6 protein-coding genes are annotated in these 14520 nt (G+C 75.6%); 3 read left to right on the top strand and 3 right to left on the bottom strand.

Annotation, left to right across the window (positions count from 1 at the left end):
- The 3 genes from FRZ03_RS08240 to FRZ03_RS08230 all read left to right on the top strand — a co-directional run.
- Window positions 1-2946 (top strand): type 2 lanthipeptide synthetase LanM family protein (locus FRZ03_RS08240; protein WP_146464521.1); only part of this gene is annotated, 2946 nt, incomplete at its 5' end.
- Window positions 2947-2999: 53 nt separating this feature from the next.
- Window positions 3000-3236 (top strand): hypothetical protein, encoded by a 237-nt coding sequence (locus FRZ03_RS08235; RefSeq protein ID WP_261398721.1) that lies wholly within the window; start codon window positions 3000-3002, stop codon window positions 3234-3236.
- 137 nt (window positions 3237-3373) lie between these two features.
- Entirely contained in the window at window positions 3374-6289 is a 2916-nt protein-coding gene (locus FRZ03_RS08230; RefSeq protein WP_146464504.1) for a helix-turn-helix transcriptional regulator, read from the top strand.
- A 49-nt stretch (window positions 6290-6338) separates the two neighbouring features.
- On the opposite strand, the gene FRZ03_RS08225 is transcribed toward FRZ03_RS08230, so the two are convergent.
- From FRZ03_RS08225 to FRZ03_RS08215, 3 genes are all read right to left on the bottom strand, one after another.
- On the bottom strand, window positions 6339-7586 hold the full coding sequence (locus tag FRZ03_RS08225) for an MFS transporter (protein ID WP_146464503.1): 1248 nt from the start codon (window positions 7584-7586) through the stop codon (window positions 6339-6341).
- A gap of 39 nt (window positions 7587-7625) precedes the next feature.
- On the bottom strand, window positions 7626-8852 hold the full coding sequence (locus FRZ03_RS08220) for a cytochrome P450 (protein ID WP_146464502.1): 1227 nt from the start codon (window positions 8850-8852) through the stop codon (window positions 7626-7628).
- Window positions 8849-14520, bottom strand: a 5672-nt coding sequence (locus FRZ03_RS08215) for a non-ribosomal peptide synthetase (RefSeq protein WP_146464519.1), incomplete at its 5' end; no start/stop codon positions are given. The genes FRZ03_RS08220 and FRZ03_RS08215, both read right to left, overlap by 4 nt.

The following is a 14520-nucleotide window of genomic DNA, read 5'->3' as shown; positions in this document are numbered from 1 at the left end:
GCGGAGGGCTTCGCGCTGCGGCTGGCGCACCTGGGGGTGGACGGTGCCACGGCGGCGGCCCTCGCGGCGGAGCCCGCCGGGCGGCTCGCCGCCCGGGCCGGCAAGCCCCGCTGGGCCACGTACGTCGAAGCCGCCCTGGAGGCCGCCCCCGAGCACCCCGGGGAGCCGGACACGGACGGCACCGGGCCGGAGGTCTTCGCCCATGTCGTACGGCCGCTCGTCGCCCCGGTCGCCGGCCGGCTGACCGGACCGGCGGACCTGCCCGCCGCCGAACGGACCCTGTGGCAGGACGAGTTCGGCCGGTGGCTGACGCGGCAGCTGGCCGGGGCGGCGGCCCGCACGCTGGTGCGGGAGCTCGACGCGGCGCGGCGCGCCGGACGACTGGAGGGCGCGGGTCCGCGCGAGCGGTTCGCGTCCTTCGTCGCGGGGACCGGCACCCGGCGGGGACTCGGCGAGCTGTTCGCCGCCTACCCGGTGCTGGCCCGGATGCTCGGGCAGACCGCGCTGGACGCGCTGGACGCGGCGGCCGAGCTGGTGGCGCGCCTCCGGGCCGACCGGGACGAGCTGGTCGCCGGTCTCCTCGACGGCCGCGACCCGGGCGCGCTCACCCGGGTCGAGCTGGGGCTCGGCGACGCCCACCAGGGCAACCGGTCGGTCGCGATCCTGCACTTCGCGGGCGGTGCCCGGGTCGTGTACAAGCCGCGTCCGCTGGGCCAGCACACCCTGCTGGACGAGCTGGCGGCCTGGCTGGACGCCAAGGTGCCGGGGCTGGCGCTGCGCACCGCGCGCACCGTGCGCCGGGAGGGTTACGGCTGGCTGGAGTTCGTGGCGCACCGCTGGTGCCGGTCGGTGACCGAGACCGACGCCTTCTACCGCCGCCAGGGCGCGCTGCTGGCGCTGCTCTACGCGGTGGACGGCGCCGACATGCACTACGAGAACGTCATCGCCTGCGGGGACCAGCCGGTGCTGGTGGACGCCGAGACGCTGCTGCACACCGGGCTGGGGCAGGCCATGACGGCCGGTGCCGATCCGGCCGCGGACGCCCTGCACACCTCCGTGCACCGCACCTGTCTGCTGCCGCATCTGCTGATCGGCGAGCACGGGGCGCTGGACATCTCCGCGCTGGGCCGGTCCACCGACGGCACCTTCCCCAGCGAGGGACTGCGTTGGGAGGACAGCGGCCTGGACACCATGCGCGCGGTGCGCGGACCGCTGCTCAGCCCGGCGGGGCAGAACCAGCCGCTGCCCGGGGGGCGTCCCCTGGAGGGCGCGGACCACCGGGCGGCGCTGCTCGACGGCTTCCGTACGGCGTACGCGGCGATCGCCGCGCACGGCGCGGAACTGACCGGCGAGGAAGGCCCGTTGGCGGACGGTGCGGACAGCCCGGCGCGGCTGATCGCCCGTTCCACCCGGCTGTACGCGACGCTCCTGGAGGAGTCCACCCATCCGGCGCTGCTCGGTGACGCGCTCGCCCGGGACGGGGTGTTCGCGGTGCTGTGGACCGAGTCCGAGCACGACCCGGCCCGCCGGCGGCTCGTCGAGCACGAGACGGCGGACCTGTGGCGCGGTGACGTCCCCCTGTTCTCCCATCGGCCGTCCGGTACCGGGGTCCGGGCGGCCGACGGGACCTGGCTGCCGGACGTGCTGCCCGAGGCGAGCCTGGCCGCGGTGCGCAAGAAGATCGCGCGGATGGACGAGGTCGACTGCCGCGACCAGGAGTGGATCGTGTCGGCGACGCTGGCGGCCCGGGGCGCCGGTGCCCCCGCGGGCCGGCCGCGCTCGGCGCTCGCGGTGGCGCCCGTGCCGGCCGTCGTGCCCGACGCCCCGCGGCTGCTGGCCGCGGTGTGCGGGATCGCCGACGACATCGCCGCCCGTGCGGTACGCGACGGCGGCCGGGCCAACTGGCTGGGTCTGGAACGGGTTTCCGGGCCGCACTGGGCGGTGCTGCCGATGGGCGCCGGGCTCGCGCAGGGCTACTGCGGGGTTGCGCTGTTCCTCGCCCACACGGGTGTGCTGACCGGGGCCGGCCGGTACACCGCGCTGGCCCGGGAGGCGGTCCGGCCGCTGCCCGCTCTGCTGAAGGCCCTGGCCGCCGATCCGGAGCTGGGTGCGGCGGCGGGGCCCGGCGCCTACGACGGTCTCGGCGGCGTCTGTTACGCCCTGGTCCGGCTGTCGGCCCTGCTGGACGGGGAGCTGACGGACTGTCTGCCCGACGCGCTGACCGCGCTGGCGCACGCCGCGGCCGGCTGCCCGGACCCGGGGCTGGCGGGCGGCACGGCCGGCGCGCTGGCCGCCGCCGTCGCCGTGCACGAGGCGACGGGGTCGCCCGAGGCGCTGCGGCTGGCGGACGCCCTGGCGGACCGGCTGTGCGCGGTGGCGCCGGGCCCGGGCGCGGGGACCGGTTTCGCGGACGGCACCGCCGGGATCGGCTGGGCGCTGCTGCGGTACGCCGCCGCACGGCCGGAGCGGTCCGCCGCGCACACCGCCGCCGCGCGGACCCTGCTCGGCGAAGCCGTCCGGCAGCACGCCGGGGCCGCCGGGGCGGACCTGTCCTGGACCCGCGGCCTCGCCGGGGTGGCCGCCGCCGCCCGGCTGCTGCCCGACGGCCCCGACGACACGGTCCGGTGCGCGGCCGCGCTCGCGGACCGGCTCCGGGACACCGAGGTGGGGCCCGATCTCAGCCTCGGCCAGGGCGCCCTCGGCACCCTGGAAGCCCTGGCCCTGCTCGCCGCACCGGGCGACGAGCCGGCCGCCGGGGCGCTGACTCGGCGCACCGGACAGGCGCTCGCGCTGGTCGAGGCGCAGGGCCACCGGTGCGCCACCCCCGACGACGTTCCCTCCCCCGGGCTGCTGACCGGGCTGTCCGGCATCGGCTACGGGCTGCTGCGCCTGGCCCATCCGGGCGCCGTGCCCTCCGTCCTGCTCCTCGGCCACCCCGGCCGCTGACCACCACGCTCACCCGCACTTCGGCACCACGGCACTTCCTCCGCCTCCATCCCGTGCCCGAACGCACGGACCATCAGAAGGGGTTCACCGTCATGGACAAGCACCTCGCCGTCACCGCCGCCGACGCCACCGAGACCACCGCCGACGAGCAGGACGCGGCCGGCGGGATCACCCTCAAGGGCCGCAACCGCGCCTGCGCCCGGGCCCGGGTGCTGGCCGGGATGGTTCTGACCAGCGGCCTCGTCATCACGCTGAGCACCATCGACACCTCGGTCTCCGCTCCCCGGTGACCGGCTGCCGGTCCTGACCCGGCGTGATGGCGCGGGCCCGTCCGACGGGTCCGCGCCGCCGTGTGTGAGGGGGCCGGTGCGGTCCGTGACCCTTGCATCTGCCCCAGGTCCCGATATTCCGATTATCATCAGCGTTCATGCGTTCCCATGCGCCTTCCCTGGTCGGGCGGGACCACCAGATCGCCCTGCTCGAACGCGCCCTGACCAGCGCCCAACAGGGTCGCGGCGGTGTGGTCTTCCTGGTCGGAGAGGCCGGTGTCGGCAAGTCCCGGCTCGCGGCCGAGGTCGTGGGCGGCGCGCTGGACGCCGGTATGCGGGTGCTGCGCGGCCGCAGCAGCACCACGGGGCCGGCCGTGCCGTTCCGGCCGCTGACCGAGGCCCTGATGTCGCTGTTCCGCGGCGGCGCGGACATGGACGACCTGGCCCTCGGTCCCTACCGGCCGGTGCTCGGGCGGCTGATACCCGACTGGGACACCGGGGAGCGCGAGAGCAGCTCGATGGTGATCCTGGGCGAGGCGGTGCTGCGGCTGCTCCTGGCGGCCGGGCGCGGACAGGGCCAGCTGCTGCTCCTGGAGGACCTGCACGACACCGACCCGGAGACCCTGGGCGTCCTCGAATACCTCGTGGACAACCTGGAGTACACGCCCGTCCTGCTGCTCGCCACCGTCCGTACGGACTTCAGCGACGCCCTGGACCTGGCCCAGTCGGCGCGCCGGCGCGGCGTCGCCACCCTGCTGGAGATCCCGCCGCTGACCCGGGCCCAGGCGCACGAGATGATCGCCGCCCAGCTCGGCGTGACCGATCCCGCGGAGGTGCCCGAGGCGGTGCTGCAACGGCTGTGGGAGGACAGCACGGGCAGCCCCTACCTGGTCGAGGAACTGCTCCAGACCATGATCGGCTCCGGCACCCTGGTGCAGGGCCCGGACGGCTGGCGGGCCGTCGGCGATCTGCGCAGCGACGTCTCCTCGACGCTGGCGCGGGACATCCTGCGCCGCATCGAACGGCTCGGTGCACAGGGCCTGACCCTGCTGTCGGCCGCCGCCGTGCTCGGCCGGCGCTTCCCGCTGACGGTGCTCCAGCGGATGAGCGGGGTGGACGACCGCGCGCTCCTCAGCCATCTGCACGCGGGCGTGGCGGCCCGCCTGGTGATCCCGGACGAACCGGCCCCCGACTGGTACTCGTTCCGGCATTCCCTCACCGTGGAGGCCCTGTACACGCAGATGACGCCGGGCCAGCGGGCGGATCTCGCGCGGCGCGGCGCGGAGGCGGTCGAGGAGCTGCACCCCGAGCTGGGCGGCGACTGGTGCGCGCTGGCGGCCGGGCTGCGCAGCGAGGCCGGGGACCGCACCGAGGCCGGGCTGCTGTTCGCGGACGCGGGCGGCCGGGCCCTGTCGGCCGGGGCGCTGGGCTCCGCGGTGACCCTGCTCAGCCGCGCCGAGGGCCTGCTGGCCGACGCGGGCGACCCGCAGGCGCGGGCCGCGGTGCTGGAGAACCTGCTGCCGGCGCTCGCCGAGGCGGGTGACTTCGCGCGCGCCTTCGAGCTGGCCGAGGACCTGCATGTGCTGGGCGGCTCGGGGCTGAGCCCGGTCCGGCTGGCCACGCTGCACACCCGACTGGCCAAGGTCGCGCACACGGCGGGCCGGTGGAGCGACGGCAACCGGCAGGTGGCCCGGGCCCGGGAGGTGCTGGCGGCGGCACCGGACGAGACGACGGCCGCCGCCGTCGATGTGACGGCCGCCTATCTGGCCCTGGACACCCCGGGCCCGGACCGCACCCAGCACGCGGAGAAGCTGGCCCGGTCGGCCGCCGACACGGCCGAACGGCACGGGCTGCCCGTGGTCGCCTGCCAGGCGCAGGAGTTGCTGGCGACGGTGGCCCGCGAGCGCGACCCGGAGGAGTCCGAGGCGATGCTCCGGCAGGCCCTGGCCACGGCGGAGCGCCACCGGCTGCCGCTGCAACGGATGTACGCGGCCACCCGGCTGGGCGGCAACGCGTGGCTCGCCGAGGGCGACACGGCGGGTCTGCTGGCGGCGCGCGAGGAGGCGCTGCGGCTCGGCTCGGTCAACATCGTGCACACCGTCGAGGGCATCCTCGTGCTCGACGCGGTGCTGCGCGGCGACTACGACACCGCGCGCGCCTCGGCCGCCGAGTGCCTGGCCGTCGTGCGCCGGCTGCGGCTCGCGCCGGCCGTGCGGTACGTGCTCATGGCGCAGGGCGTCCTGGAGGCGCACCACGGCAACCGGGCCGGGATGGAGGCGGCGCTCGCCGCGTTCGCGCAGTGGGACGGGGCCGGGTCGCAGGAGGAGCCGCTGAGCCATGGGCTCGCCCGTGCCTTCTGCGCGCTGTTGGAGGAGGACCGGGAGCTGGCCCGGGCGGACCTGGACACGGTGCTGGCGCTGGAGGCGGACAACCCCTCGACCTACCATCTCAGCGGCACCCACGGCCTGGTGCTGCTGCTGGACGTGCTCGCCGGGCGCGCGGACCGGGCCCGGCACGCGGAGGTCACCGCCACCGCCATGGCGCGGATGCGCTGGAACCGGCAGTTCGTGCTGCTCGCGGAGGCCGTGCTGCTGGGCCGGGAGGGCGAGGGGGCGCGGGCCGCGGGGGCGGTCGAGGCGGCGCAGGCGGTGGCGGAGCCGTATCCGCTGGCCCGGCACCTGGGGCTGCGGCTGGTCGCGGACGCGGCGCAGCAGGACGACTGGGGCGACCCGGTCGGCTGGCTGCGGCGGGCGGAGCAGTACTTCCACGAGCGGGACGTGCCGGCCGTGACCGGCGCCTGCCGGGCGGGGCTGCGCCGGCTCGGCGCCCCCGTGCGCCAGCACCGCACCGGCAGCAGCGGCATCCCGGACCAACTGCGCGTCCAGGGTGTCACCGTGCGCGAGTTCGAGGTGTTCCGGCTGCTCGCGGAGCGGCTGTCCAACAAGGACATCGCCGACCGCCTGTTCATCTCGCCTCGTACGGCGGAGAAGCACATCGCCAGCCTGATCACCAAGACGGGAGCGGCCAACCGCGCGGATCTGTGCGCGCGGTCGGCCGCCCTGCGGGACGCGTAGGGCCGCTCGTCCGGACGTCGGCGAGCCGGCCTCCTCCGGACGAAGGGCCCTAACGCATCTCCCGTACCGCCTTGGAGCCGAGCACCGCGAGTCCGGTCAGGGCGAGTACCGCGGCGACCAGGCCGAACAGGGCGAAGGTGTTGATGCGGGCCAGCGCGCCGCACACGATGAGGGAGAGCGGGGCGACCGCGTAGCCGAGGACCATGTCGACCGAGATGACCCGGCTGAGCACGTCCCCAGGGATGTTGCGCTGGATCCAGCTGAGCCCGAACACCCCCTGGAAGCCGATGGCGAAGCCCATGGCCAGCACGGTCGCGACGACCGCCGGGGTGCTGTGCACCAGCCCCAGCGCGGCCATCCCGGCGCCCAGCCAGCCGGCCAGGGCGGCCACCAGCAGGCCGACCCGGGGCCGGCCGCCCAGCGCGCCGCCCGCGAGCGTGCCGAGCATCGCGCCCCCGGCGAGGGAGCCGTTGAGCACGCCCAGGGTGGCCGAGCCGCCGCGCAGCACCTGGTCGGCGAGGGTGGCGAAGCCGACCGTGAAGGGCCCGGCGTAACAGAAGTTGACGGCGGTGTCGAGGGCGACGACGGTCCGCAGCCGCGGGTCGCGCAGGGTGAAGACGACGCCCTCGCGGATGCGGGCGCCGAGGGAGGGCTGCCCGGTGTCCGTCTTCTTCGACGCCGGGGCCGTGCGGGCCCGCGGCCGGATGCGGGACACGCACCAGCCGCACAGGGCGAAGCAGACCGCGTCGACCACGAACGCGACCGGCGCCCGGGTCAGCGCGATCACGACGCCCCCGACCGCCGGTCCGACCACGGCGGCCGTGCGGGAGCCCGCGCCCAGCAGGGCGTTGGCCGGGGTGAGCAGGTTCTCGTCGACCACGGAGGGCAGGATCGACACCCGGGCCGGCTGGAAGAAGGCGTCGACGGCGCCGAACGCGGCGGCCGCCGCGCACAGCATCCACACCGTCAGATGCCCGGCCAGTCCGGCGAGTCCGACCCCCGCCATCAGGACGGCGCGGGTCCAGCTGGAGGCGATCATCAGGGTGCGGGTGGACCAGGAGTCGCCGAGGCTGCCGCCGACCAGGGTGAGCAGGGTGCGGGGTACGGCCTGGCAGGCGAGGACGTAGCCGAGGGTCAGGGTGGAGCCGGTCAGGCCGAGGGTGATCCAGGAGAAGGCGACGACGCTGAAGCCGTCGCCGAGCAGGGACAACGACTGTCCCAGCCACAGCAGCTGGAAGGGCCGCTGCCGGGCGGGGGCCCACAGCCGGGGGCCGGCGCCGGCGAGGGTGGTGGCCATGGTGTGCCTTTCGTCGTGCGGACGCGCGCGGCGCTCCGGTCAGTAGCGGACGGGCAGCGCGGTGAGGCTGCGGTTGAGGAGGGAGGGCTGCCAGGTGAGGGCGCCGGGGTCGGTGAGGGTCAGGCCCGGGTGGTCGCGGACCAGCGTGCCCACCGCGGCGACGGCCACCAGCCGGGCCAGCGCGGCGCCGATGCAGAAGTGGGCGCCGAAACCGAAGCCGAGGTGGGTGGCGCCGGTGCGGCGCACGTCGAACCGGCCGGGGTCGGGGAAACGGGCCGGGTCGCGGTTGGCGGCCGCGGTCACCAGGAAGATCCGGTCGCCCGCCCGCAGGGTGTGCCCGTCCAGCTCCAGGTCACGGACCGTGGTGCGGATGGACATCTTGGACGGTCCGTCCAGGCGCAGCGTCTCCTCCACGGCCCCCTGCGCGAGCCCCGGGTCCTCGCGTACGGCGGCGAGCTGCGCGGGCCGGGTGTGCAGGGCGAGGACGGTGTTGGCGATGAGGTTGCTGGTGGTCTCCCCGCCGGCGAACGCCATCTGGGTGAGCATCCCGACGAACTCCTCCTCGGTGACCGAATCGCCCACCCGGCCCTCCGCCAGCACCTGGCTGATCAGGTCGTCGGCGGGCTCGGCGCGCCGCCGGGCGACCAGGCCGGCGAGGTAGTCCTCCAGGCTGACCAGTGCCTGGAGGGAGGCCCGGTACTCGCTCTCCTCCTGGGCGGTGCCGAGCACCAGGTCGGCGACGCGGGCGTTCCAGTACCAGAAGGCGGCGGCGTCGGTGCGGGGGATGCCGAGCCAGCGGGCGAACACCAGCGCGGGCAGCGGCTTGGCCACGTCGGCCATGAGGTCGCCGGTGCGGCCGGGGACGGCCTTGCGGGCGAGGACGGCCCGGGTGGCCTTCTCGGTGAAGGCCCGGTAGCGGGCCACCGCCCGGGCGGCGAACGCCTCCTGGAAGACCTGGCGCAGTCTGCGGTGCTGCGGCGGGTCGTTGAACACCATCCAGCGGGACAGGATGCCGAAGGCCCGCTCGGCGTCCTCGCGGGCGCCCTGCGGTACGGCGTCCATCAGGGGCCGCACCCGGTCGGCGGAGACGGCGGGGTCGCGCAGGCAGCGCATCACCTGGTCGTAGCCGGTGACCAGCCAGGCGTGGTGCATCGGGCTCCAGTGCACCGGGGCGTGCTCCCGGAGGGCGTCGAGCCGGCCGTAGGGGTCGGCGATCATGTCCGGGGCGAGCAGGTAGCGCTCCTGGAAGGGGGCGGCGGTGGTCATCGGTTCTCCTCCTCCCGCTCCTGGACGGAGACGAGGACGTCGGCGATGCCGGACACCCGCGGCGCGGCCATCATCGACATGTGGTCGCCCTCGCTGATGTGCAGGGTGAGGCCGTCGCCGGCCAGTTCGCGCCAGCGCTCGACGTAGGTGTCGTAGTCGACGTCCAGGCCCGGCATGGTGCGGCCCCGGGGCAGTCCGGCCGCCTCGCTGCCGACCACCAGGTGGATGTGGCCGGGGTAGGGGCGGACCTCGTAGCCGGCGAGGGCGGCGAGCAGCGAGTGCCACACCTCGATGGGCGCGTTCTCGACGAGGGCGGCCTCGGCGGGGCTCATGCCGGCGCCGAGCAGGGTGGCGGTGAGTTCGGCGGTGGCCCGGTCGCGCTCCGGGGAGGGCGGCAGCTGCCGGATGCGGTCGCGCTGGCGCCAGGCGGTGCGCAGGTCGTCGGTGACGCCGTTCAGACGGGCGCGGGCGGCCGGGTTGGGCAGGTAGGGCTCGATCAGGACCAGCGGCGCGACCGGGTGGCCGGCCCGGTGCAGCTGGGTGGCCATCTCCAGGGCGATGTTGGCGCCCATGGACCAGCCGAGCAGGGCGTGCGGGCCCTTCCCGCCCCGGTCGGTGATCTCCGACACGTAGTTGGCCGCGATCCCGGTCACCGTGCTGGGATCGACCCCGCCGAGCAGCCCCCGCGCCTGGAAGGCGTGCACGGGCCGGCCGGGCGGCAGGGCCCGGGCGAGCGGGACGAACCAGGCGGCGCTGCCACCGGTGGGGTGCACGCACCACAGCGGCTCCCCCGCACCCTCGCGCAGCCGCACCTCGGAGGTGACGGCGGTGGGCAGTCCGTCACCGGCGGCGCGGGCGGCGTGCGCGGCGAGCTGGGCGATGGTCGGGTGCTCGATCAGGTCGCCGACGGAGACCGTGAGGCCGCGGGCGGCGGACATCAGGGAGACGCGGACGGTGGACAGGGAGCTGCCGCCGATGCGGAAGAAGTCGTCGTGGACGCCGATGCGGGCGAGGCCGAGGACCTCGCGCCAGATCTCCGCGAGGATCTTCTCCGCCGGGGTGGCCGGCGCGACGTACTCGGTGTCGGACCGGTCGAGTTCGGCGGGCGGCAGCGGCAGCGCCCGTTTGTCGATCTTGCCGCTGCGGTTGACGGGCAGTTCGTCGAGGAGCACGAACCGGGCGGGGATCATGTACGAGGACAGCGAGGCGCGCAGGGCGCGGCGCAGCTCCTCGGGCGTGGGGCGCCCCGGTCCGCGCGGGACGAGGTAGGCGACGAGCGCGGGTTCGCCGCCGGGCAGGTCGGTGCGGTGCAGGACGACGGCCTGGCGGACCTCGGGCAGGGCCCGCAACGCGTGCTCGATCTCGCCGAGTTCGATGCGGAAGCCGCGCAGCTTGACCTGGGAGTCGCGGCGGCCGAGCCATTCCACGGAGCCGTCGGGCCGGTGGGTGCCGAGGTCGCCGGTGCGGCACAGCCGCTCGCCGGGGGCGCCGTAGGGGTCGGGGACGTAGGTGGCGGCGGTGAGCGCGGGCCGGCCGAGGTAGCCGCGGCCGACGGCCCGGCCGCCGAGGTAGATCTCGCCGGGGACGCCGACCGGGACCGGCTGGAGGTCGTCGTCCAGGACGTGGATGCGGGTGTTGCGGATCGGGGTGCCGATGGGCGGGTGGCCCTGGCCGGGGCTCAGTTCGGCGGCGACGGACCACACGGAGGTCTCGGTGAGGCCGTAGACGTTGTGGAAGCGGCGGCCGCGCGACCACACGTCGGCGAGTTCGGCGGGGCAGGCCTCGCCGGCCACCTGGAGCACCCGCAGTTCGGGGAAGTCGTCCTCGCCGAGCACGGCGAGGGCGCTGGGCGGCAGCATGGCGCAGGTGACGTGGGCGCGGCGCAGGGTGCGGGCGAGGTCGGGGCCGGGGCGCAGGTCCTCCTTGGACGCGGTGACGAGCCGGCCGCCGTTGGCGAGGGACCAGGTGAGTTCCAGGACGGAGGCGTCGAAGCCGAAGGAGGCGAACTGGAGCACCCGGTCGTCGGGAGTGGGGCGGACCAGGTCGCGCTGGCCTTCGAGCATGTTGGACAGGCCGCGGTGCGGGAGGGCGACGCCCTTGGGGGTGCCGGTGGAGCCGGAGGTGTAGATGATGTAGGCGAGGGTGTCGGCGTCGGGTTCCCGGCCCGGCACGGGGCCCACCGGGGCGGCGGGGACGTCCAGGTGGAGCACGGGGCCGTCGAAGGGCACCGTGCCGTCGAGGGACCGCTGGGTGAGCAGGACCCGCATGCCGCTGTCCTCGGCCATGAACCTCAGCCGCTCGGTGGGGTGTTGCGGGTCCAGCGGCAGGAAGGCGCCGCCCGAGCGCAGCACGCCGACGGCGGCGCGCACCAGGTCGGGGCCGCGTTCGGCGCAGATGCCCACCACGGTCTCCGGACCGACCCCGAGCAGCCGCAGCCGCCGGGCCAGTTGCTCGGCCTGCTCGTGGAGTTCGCCGTACGTCACCCGCTGCCCGTCGTGTTCGACGGCGACGGCGTCCGGGGTGCGGGCCGCGTGTCCTGCGATGTGCTCGTGGAACAGCAGGGGCGAGGGGGCGAGTTCGGGCCCGCGGGCCCATTCCTCGAGCGCGAGGGTGCGCGCCTTTCCGGTGAGGGCGGGCCGGGTGACCCGGGCGTCGGGTGCGGCGACCATGGCCTCCAGCTGGGCGCGGTACACGTCGGCCAGCTGCTCGGCGGTGGCGGGGCTGACGAACTCCGGGTCCACGTCGAGGGTGAAGGCGTTGACGCTGGCGTTGACCAGCAGCGGGAACATGGTCCGGGCGATCTCCAGGGAGTCGTCCCAGGAGTCGTGCGACAGCCGGTGGAAGTTGACGTAGTTGAAGACGGTGTCGGTCAGGTTGGGCTCGGTGGGCCGCAGTCGGGCGATCCTGACCAGCGGCACCCTGCGGTGCGGCAGCATCTCCTGCTCGGCCGCGAACACGTCGCGCAGATAGGCGCGCCAGCTGCCGCGCGGGCGGGCTACGCCGAACGGCACGGTGTTCAGGAACAGTCCGCGCATCCGGTCCGCGCCGGGCACCTCCGGCCGTCCGTTGGTGACCAGGCCGATGCTGTGGCCGAGCGCGCTCTCGTCGCGGTCGGCGAACAGGCTCATGGTGTGGTGGAAGGCGGTGAGCAGCACGGTGCGGCGGGGCACCCCGGCGTCCTTGGCCAGCTTGCCGATGCGCTCGGCGAGGTGGGCGTAGGACCGGCGGACCTCGTGCACCGGCTGCTGCTCGGCGCGGGCGGCTCCGGCGCGCCGCCGGAAGGTCACCGGGCGCAGGTCGGCGAGGCGTCCGCGCCAGTACGCCAGTGACTCCTCGCTGTCCAGGGCGGCCCGCTCCAGGGCCACGTACTCGGCGAACGGCGGGGCCTGCGGCGGCCGGGGCGCGGTGGCGTGGGCGACGGCCTCGCGGTGCAGGGCGAGCAGGTCGGCGACGAGCGAGGTCAGGCTCCAGCCGTCCAGCACCACATGGCAGTCGGTGAGCACCAGCCGCAGGTCGTGGTCGGTGACGTGGTGCAGGTGGATGCGGACCAGGGGCGCGGCGGCAAGGTCGAAGCGGCGCTCGAACTCCTGGTCCACGAACCGGCGCAGCCGGGCTCGCTGCTCCTCGCGGGGCAGGCCGCGCAGATCGGTGTAGCCGATCCGCAGGCGGGCGTCGCGGTGGACGAGCTGGAGGGGTTCGCGATAGGTGACGAGGTCGACCGAGCTGCGCAGGATGGGGTGCCCGGCGACCACCGCGTCCACGGCGGCCTGGAACGCGCCGAGGTCGAAGCCCTCGGGCACGGTGATCTTCAGGTCGGTGACGTTGTGGTAGGCGCCGCGCCGGGGGTCGGCGAGCATCTCGTGCAGCATGCCGGCCTGGAGCATGGTGAGCGGGTAGGCGTCGTCCAGGCCGTCGGGCAGCCGGCCCGCGTCGGCGGGATCGAGCTGGGAGAACGGGGCGACGGGGGCCGGTGCGTCGACGGCGTCGGTGACGAGCGCGGCGAGGTCGGCCAGGGTCCGGGTGCGGAAGACGTCGGCGACGGTGAAGCCGAGCCCGGCGAGCCGGCCGAGGCCGACCAGGCGCAGCGCCAGGATGGAGTCGCCGCCCAGTTCGAAGAAGTTGTCGGTGCGGCCGACGTGTTCGGCGCCGAGGACCTGGCTCCACACCCCGACCAGGGCCCGCTCCACCGGCCCCTCGGGCGGCACATGGGTGCCGGCTGTGGCCGAGGCGGGGGCGAGGGCGGTCAGCGCGTTCCGGTCCACCTTGCCGTTGGTGGTCAGCGGCAGCCGCTCGTGGCGGACGAACAGCGCGGGGACCATGTAGTCGGGCAGGGTCAGCCGCAGCCCCTCGCGCAGGGCGGGCGGGTCGAGCGGGCGGCCCTCCGGGGTGACGACATGGGCGACGAGGCGGGCGGTGTCGCCGTCCCGGCGGGCCACCACGGCCACGTCGGCGACGCCCGGCAGGGCGCGCAGGGCGGTCTCGATCTCGCCGGGCTCGATGCGGTAGCCGCGGATCTTCACCTGGTGGTCGGCGCGGCCGACGTACGCCAGCTCGCCGTCGGGCAGCACCCGCACGAGGTCGCCGGTGCGGTACATCCGGGCGCCGGGCGCGCCGAAGGGGTCGTCCAGGAAGCGTTCGGCGGTCAGCTCGGGCCGGTTGCGGTAGCCGCGGGCCACGCCGCCGCCGGAGACGTACAGCTCGCCGGTGCTGCCGGGCGGCACCAGCCGGCCCCAGGGGTCGAGGACGTACCCGTGCTGCCCGGCGAGCGGGCGGCCGATCGGGGAGCGGACGGCGCCGTGGACGTCCCGCTCGGTGATGGCGCGGAAGGTGACGTGCACCGTGGTCTCGGTGATGCCGTACATGTTCACCAGGGCGGGCCGGTGCCCCTCGGTGGTGAACCAGTCGCGGTAGTCGCGGACGTCGAACGCGTCACCGCCGAACACCACGGTGCGCAGCGGGAGTTCGGCGAAGCCGTGGCCCGCGTCCCGCAGGTGGGCGCGCAGGCCCTTGAAGGCGGCGGGGGTCTGGTTGAGGACGGTGACGCCCTCCTCGCGCAGCACGCGGTGCACGGCGGCCGGGTCGCGGACCTCGTCCGCGCCGAGCACGACCACGCGTCCGCCGCTGGTCAGCGGCGCCCACAGCTCCCACACGGAGAAGTCGAAGGCGGGCGAGTGCATCAGCGTCCACACGTCGTCCGGGCCGAAGTCGAAGTGCCGGTCGGCGGCGGCCAGCAGCCAGGCCAGGTTGCCGTGGGTGATCTCGACGCCCTTGGGGCGGCCGGTGGAGCCGGAGGTGTAGATGACGTAGGCGAGGTCGTCGGGGCCCGGCAGGACGTCCTCGCCGGCCGCGCTCGCCTGCTGGTCGTCCTCGTCCACCAGGAGCAGTTGGACCGGCAGTCGGTCGACGGCACCACGGGTCGCGGTGTCGGTGACGATCCACTCGATGCCGGAGTCGGTGACGGTGAACTCGCGGCGGGCCTTGGGGTGGGAGGGGTCGAGCGGCAGATAGGCGGCGCCCGCGCGCCAGACGGCCAGCAGGGCCACGGCCAGTTCGGGGGTGCGGTCGAGGCAGACGCCGACCAGGGAGCCTCGGGTGACCCCGGCCGCGCGCAGCCGGGCCGCCAGGCGGGAGGCGCGGGCGTCGAGCCGGGCGTAGGTCAGGGCGTGCG

The organism is Streptomyces misionensis (assembly GCF_007896895.1).
Lineage (GTDB): Bacteria > Actinomycetota > Actinomycetes > Streptomycetales > Streptomycetaceae > Streptomyces > Streptomyces misionensis_A.
This window is presented reverse-complemented; position numbering and strand designations above follow the sequence as displayed.

What these genes read in the sequence shown, in the direction of transcription:
- FRZ03_RS08230 (WP_146464504.1), top strand. Translation starts at nt 3,374, where the DNA reads ATGCGTTCCCATGCGCCTTCCCTGGTCGGGCGGGACCACCAGATCGCC.
- FRZ03_RS08225 (WP_146464503.1), bottom strand. Translation starts at nt 7,586, where the DNA reads ATGGCCACCACCCTCGCCGGCGCCGGCCCCCGGCTGTGGGCCCCCGCC.
- FRZ03_RS08220 (WP_146464502.1), bottom strand. Translation starts at nt 8,852, where the DNA reads ATGACCACCGCCGCCCCCTTCCAGGAGCGCTACCTGCTCGCCCCGGAC.